A 6,000-nucleotide genomic window follows, 5' to 3' on the forward strand; every position below is an offset into this window, starting at 1 on the left:
ATAAAAAATAAACATAAGTGTAACATCGCAAAATAAATAACAGTCATCAATAAATAAAAACTTAATTAAAATAGATAAATTTATATCCATATCTAAAAAACAAATAATAATATTTTTATTTATAATAATTATTAAAAAAAATAAAATAGAACTACAATAAAGCTCTATAAATGATAATCAAAAAAACAAAATAGGACTATAATAAAGCTCTATAAACAATAATCAAAAAAGTATTTTTTTAGTAAGCTTAACTAAAAAAACAATATTTAAGAGTAAATCTATCAATGGATAAACATTTAGCTTCCAGCCCATTTCTCCTATCGAAAATTATTTTTAAGAAATTTAAAATAACCATACAAAACAATTAGATAATTGAATTATATGATAATAACTATATTTATATGAATAAATTATTTTTTAACAAAATAAATATAAAATATTTTTAATTTTATGACATCAGTCAACGATTAATTAAACAAATGTTAATAGGATTATCATTAATAAAAATATATAGCATCAATTTTTTTCTTATAATTATCTTTTTTTACCTGTATTTAATGGAATAACTCAATGAATAGATTAACGCCATTACGACCTATCCCCACATTAATATCCACTGCTATAACTCTTGTTATTTGGTTTATTATTCCAGTGCCAGAGGGTGTAGATCCTAATGCTTGGCATTTATTAGCTTTATTTGTGGGCACCATCGCTGCTATTATTGGTAAAGCGCTTCCTATTGGTGCTGTATCAATTATTGCTATCGCGCTAGTTGCATTAACCGGTGTCACCAATCCACATTCAACAAAAGCAGCTATTGATGATGCTTTAAGTGGTTTTTCAAATAATCTTATTTGGCTAATTGGTATTTCTATAATGGTATCCATGAGTCTAAATAAAACAGGTTTAGGAGCAAGAATTGGTTATTACTTCATTTCACTTTTTGGAAAGAAAACCATTGGGATTGCCTATTCTTTAGCTATTGCTGAAACTATTTTAGCACCTGTAACTCCCAGTAATACTGCGCGAGGTGGTGGCATAATTCACCCTATTATGCGTTCTATTGCTGATAGTTTTGGTTCAAAAGCTGATGATGGTACTAGCGGTAAAATTGGAAAATATCTTTCTTTGGTTAACTATAATATTAATCCTATTACCTCTGCGATGTTTATTACCGCAACAGCGCCAAATCCGTTAATCGTAAGCCTAATTATTAGTGAAACAAACCCAGACAATGAACTTACCTGGGCTATGTGGGCTACCGCTGCTTTTTTACCTGCCATCATTTCATTAATTTTAATGCCGATTATTATCTATTTTCTTTATAAACCAGAAATAACTAAAACACCTGACGCACCTCATTTTGCAAAGGAGCATTTAAAAAAACTAGGGCCTTTAACATTACCTGAGAAAATTACCTTAGCTGTATTTGGATTGCTTTTAATCATGTGGGCAGGTATTCCCGCTTTATTATTTGGCGATGCATTCAGTATAAATGCAACTACAGCCGCATTTATAGGCCTATCTGTTTTATTGTGTAGCGGTGTATTAAGCTGGGATGATATTTTAAAGAATAAAGGTGCGTGGGATACCGTTATCTGGTTTTCTGCATTAGTAATGATGGCCTCTTTTTTAGGAAAACTAGGATTAATTAAATGGTTATCCATCAATGTGGGTAATAGCATTGATAATATGGGAATTAGTTGGGTAAGTGGAATGATATTATTAGTGCTTATCTATGTTTATTCTCATTATTTCTTTGCTAGCACAACAGCACATATTACCGCTATGTTTGCAGCCTTTTATGCAGCAGGCTTAACTTTAGGGGCGCCACCTATGCTATTAGGATTAACATTAGCATTTTCATCCTCATTAATGATGTCATTAACACACTATGGTACAGGAACAGCACCTATTATTTATGGCTCAGGTTACACAACATTAGGAGAATGGTGGAAAACAGGCTTTATTATGAGTGTTGTAAACCTTATTGTTTGGCTAACTATCGGTAGTTTATGGTGGAAAGTATTAGGTTTTTGGTAAGTGATTTTAGCCCGAATTATAAGATGCCTACATCAAGCTAGGCATCTTATAAAGCTAACTCCACGTATCATTCTGAATAATAATAGCTTCTGATTGATAATGATTTTTTACACACTCTATTCTCTTATATACCAATATCACCATATCGTGAAAATAAGTTAAATTAAGACTAAAAATGCAAAATAATATATAGATACTTTCTAATAGTGTCAGATTTCTATTTTTGTTTTTTTATTCATTTATACTACATATTTATTCTTATTGAAAAGGAAGTCTGATCTTTTCTTTTTATTTATAAATTTCAGGGTTTAGATCAAAGAGTCACTTTGTAAATAGTCGTGATTTGGTGTAAAACTAAAAACCATATTTATAAGTACTATTTTATTATTTACTCTTCGTCATTTAGGGACCCCCATGAAATACCAAGATGTCACGAAATCACCTTGTGAGAATGCCTACTTTTTAGTTTTTAACCTCAAAGATACACCAGAAACTCGACCTGTATTAATTGATTTATGTAATAATCTTTCAGGGCTATTACGTAGCATGAGAACACGATTCCCTGAATTAGAAACAAGTTGTGTAATGGGATTTGGTGCTAATGTATGGTCAAGACTTTTTCCAAATCAAGCAAAACCCAAAGAACTAAATACATTTAAAGCAATAAAAGGTGATGTTTATACCGCAGTATCAACACCTGGCGATCTCTTTTTCCATATCAGAGCATTAAAGGTTTCTGCTTGTTATGAATTAGCCTCTATTATTAGCCAAAAATTAAAAGATATTGTTACACCCGTTGATGAAGTTCATGGATTTAGATATTTCGATGGACGTTCTATTATTGGTTTTGTGGATGGTACTGAAAATCCAGAATTTGAAGATGAAAGAGCGTCTTATGCTGTTGTAGGTGATGAAGATCCACAATTTACTGGTGGAAGCTATGCATTTGTACAAAAATATATCCACAATATGGATGCATGGGAAAAACAATCACTTGTTGAGCAAGAAAAAGTAATTGGACGCCATAAATTTAATGATGTGGAATTAACAGATGAAGAAAAAGAGCCGGGCTCTCATAATGTTGTCACTAATATCCAAGATGAAAATGGTGAGGATCTTAAAATTGTAAGGGCTAATATGCCTTTTTCAAATCCATCTAAAAATGAATATGGTACTTACTTTATTGGCTATGCCCGCTATTTTTCAACAACAAATCGTATGTTAAGAAACATGTTTTCAGGTACACCAGAAGGTCATACTGATATGTTGCTTAAATTCAGTACCGCAGTTACTGGAACACTCTTTTTTGTTCCAACACCTGATTTTTTAGATGATTTAGAATAAAAATCCTAACTAAAGGCCATCATTGTGATGGTTTTTGCCTTTCTGATTTAAGCTCATCGAAAAGAAAGTAATATTTTTATTTTCTTTTCGATTCTATTAACTAGTACATTATTTATTATTTTTTCTAAATACACTTTTTATATAAAAATACAATTGAAATATTCCTATAATATATATATCGGAAACATCTTAATCAAATTAAAAGGACGTTTATTCCATCTACACAAAATAAGTATTAACACGTAGAGATGTATTAAATATAAACTATTCTTGTTTAATCACCCACCAACTTATGATTAATACTTAATTGTATAATCTCTCGACTTTCCCTCTTTTTACAGACGATGATAAGTTAATTCAGATTACATATCGGTTATAAAATAAAACAAAATAACCGTATAAATAGGGTTTTCTCTGGTAATTTTCGCAAATTAAGATAAATATTACAAAATATAAAAATATTACAAAATAATTTATTACATTGATTTATATAGAAAAAAAATTAAGTCAATATTTTAAATTAAGGATTTTTACGTATAAATGTTTAAATATGTTTTATAAATGTGAAATTTTATTATTTTTAGCATTATTCACTTTTTTTACGAGGGTAATTTACTCGCTAACAGAGTATATCACCATGCTAAATAAAAAGGTCTCTCGTACATAGGGTATATAAATATTACAACCTATTGTTAATGTTGTTCTTTATCTTATATTTCATAAAAAATCAATACGCACTTGGTGAGTATTTTACATTTTATTGATTTAAGTCAATATTTGATCTCAAATAATTAATCTAGTACTTTTACTGACAAGCAAATATACAAGTTAATTATTTCTTGTGATGTATTGTTTACCTTCAAATGATAAAAATTCTTATTTTTATCATCATGAGAATTAAAATATGAATAAACGTAAAACTCCATTTTCTAATGATGGCTTAGCTTCTTATGAAGATAATTTATTTCCGCTTGTAGTTGGTGAAATTATTATGCAATTGCGGAAATCCATGGGAATGACAGGAAAAGAATTAGCAAAGCAATTAGGTATTTCACAACAACAAGTATCTCGCTATGAAAATGGTGTGTCTCATATGACCATTGAAAAACTGTATAACATAATAAAGTGTTTAGATATTTCAATTGATGATTTTTTCTCTTATGTTTCTTATGCAATAGCAGAAAAAAAAGCGGAATATCAAGACAATAACTATTTCACAGATTATTTAAATACTAGATTTATTAATAATAATGAAGAGATAAGCAAATTTAAATAATTAATACTTTTATTTACAGCAACTATTTTTAGTTATTAAAAATTACTTTTAATAAAGAAAAACCATTATTTTAATTAATGAGTTCATAACTGAGCGATATAAATATATAGCTCAGCAATAAGCTTATTCATTATTTATTCTATCTGCGTTATTAAACCAATATTAGTTTTATTTAATTATTAAAGGAACACAAAATGACTTTTAAAAAAATCGCATTAACAACGGCATTATTCGCTGCAGTTTCTGGTATGAGCGTAAATGCTAATGCCGACGCTTCATCTGAAGTTACCTTACAAGGCATCATCACAAATACAACGTGTACAGTGACTGTTAACGGCGGTAAATCAGTTCTGAATTTAGGTGTACAAAAGGCAAGTGACTTTGTTGCAAACACAAAATTAGGTGACATTGAAATGCCAGTCACATTATCTAATTGTTCTGCTGATGATGGCGAAACAGGTCAATTAATTATTCAAGGCTTAACTTCAGTTAAGAATAACGACAAAAACCTTTTCGTTAGCGACGATAACAACAGCGTTGGTTTTATGATCACACCAGAAGGTAGCACAACAGCTATCAAAAATGGTGAAGGTGCTCAATTAGCAGTAGCTCAAGGCGAAACAGGCGCAACTTATAACTTTAAAGTCGGTATGGCATCAACAACAGCTGCACCGGCAACAGGCTCTTACAGTGCTCCAATCTTAGTTGCTTATATTGTTCAATAATAAAGCTATTTAGATGATATCTCAGGGGAAATTTTTCCCCTGCTATTGAAAGACCCATTATTAGGAGAACAGTATCAATGCCAATTTATCATTTACTAAAAATCTGTCTCGTGTCTCTTTGCTTTGTCTGCGCTCAGGCTATGGCAGGAATTTCATTAGACAGCACAAGGATTATTTTCACGGCAAAAGATGTAGCTCAGGGTCAATCAATAGGAATAACCAGTAGTTCGCAAACTCTGTACCCTTATTTAGTTAAAGCGCAAGTACTGGCAAATGTTGATGGTAGTGAAGCGAAAACACCTTTCTCAGTAACGCCATCACTTTTTCGCTTAGAGCCAGGTTCTACAAATCAAATCCGTATTTTAAAAACAGATAATCAACCGTTAGCAAATGATAAAGAATCTGTTTTTTACTTGCGAGTCATGGCATTACCTGCAAAGGATGGCGATGATATGACACAAAATAAAGCGATTGATGGCACTCTGACGGTATCAACGGGCAGTATTATTAAGTTGTTTTATCGCCCTACTGATTTATCGATGACTCAACAACAGAGCATGGCGTCTTTGCAATTTACACAATCAGGTAATGGATTACAAATTACTAATCCAA

Annotated in this window: 5 protein-coding genes; all 5 read left to right on the forward strand. The window is 30.8% G+C overall.

Annotation, left to right across the window (positions count from 1 at the left end; genetic code table 11):
• Positions 1-570: 570 nt before the first annotated feature.
• Complete coding sequence (locus M983_RS05220; protein ID WP_066748125.1) at positions 571-2,043, forward strand: anion permease; 1,473 nt, start codon at positions 571-573, stop codon at positions 2,041-2,043.
• Positions 2,044-2,457: 414 nt separating this feature from the next.
• Positions 2,458-3,387 carry a Dyp-type peroxidase gene (locus M983_RS05225; protein ID WP_066748127.1) on the forward strand — a complete coding sequence of 310 codons (930 nt, stop codon included), beginning with the start codon at positions 2,458-2,460 and terminating at the stop codon, positions 3,385-3,387.
• 904 nt (positions 3,388-4,291) lie between these two features.
• Positions 4,292-4,663, forward strand: coding sequence for a helix-turn-helix domain-containing protein (locus tag M983_RS05230; RefSeq protein ID WP_066748129.1), 372 nt, complete (start codon positions 4,292-4,294; stop codon positions 4,661-4,663).
• Positions 4,664-4,857: 194 nt separating this feature from the next.
• Positions 4,858-5,388 carry a fimbrial protein gene (locus tag M983_RS05235; RefSeq protein WP_066748137.1) on the forward strand — a complete coding sequence of 177 codons (531 nt, stop codon included), beginning with the start codon at positions 4,858-4,860 and terminating at the stop codon, positions 5,386-5,388.
• A gap of 77 nt (positions 5,389-5,465) precedes the next feature.
• Positions 5,466-6,000, forward strand: a 535-nt coding sequence (locus M983_RS05240) for a fimbrial biogenesis chaperone (protein WP_066748140.1), incomplete at its 3' end; no start/stop codon positions are given.

It is taken from the genome of Proteus myxofaciens ATCC 19692, assembly GCF_001654855.1.
GTDB classification, from domain to species: domain Bacteria; phylum Pseudomonadota; class Gammaproteobacteria; order Enterobacterales; family Enterobacteriaceae; genus Proteus; species Proteus myxofaciens.

Bases quoted from the DNA above. Each gene is read 5' to 3' on its own strand.
- M983_RS05235 (WP_066748137.1), top strand. From the start codon at position 4,858: ATGACTTTTAAAAAAATCGCATTAACAACGGCATTATTCGCTGCAGTT.
- M983_RS05230 (WP_066748129.1), top strand. From the start codon at position 4,292: ATGAATAAACGTAAAACTCCATTTTCTAATGATGGCTTAGCTTCTTAT.
- M983_RS05225 (WP_066748127.1), top strand. From the start codon at position 2,458: ATGAAATACCAAGATGTCACGAAATCACCTTGTGAGAATGCCTACTTT.
- M983_RS05220 (WP_066748125.1), top strand. From the start codon at position 571: ATGAATAGATTAACGCCATTACGACCTATCCCCACATTAATATCCACT.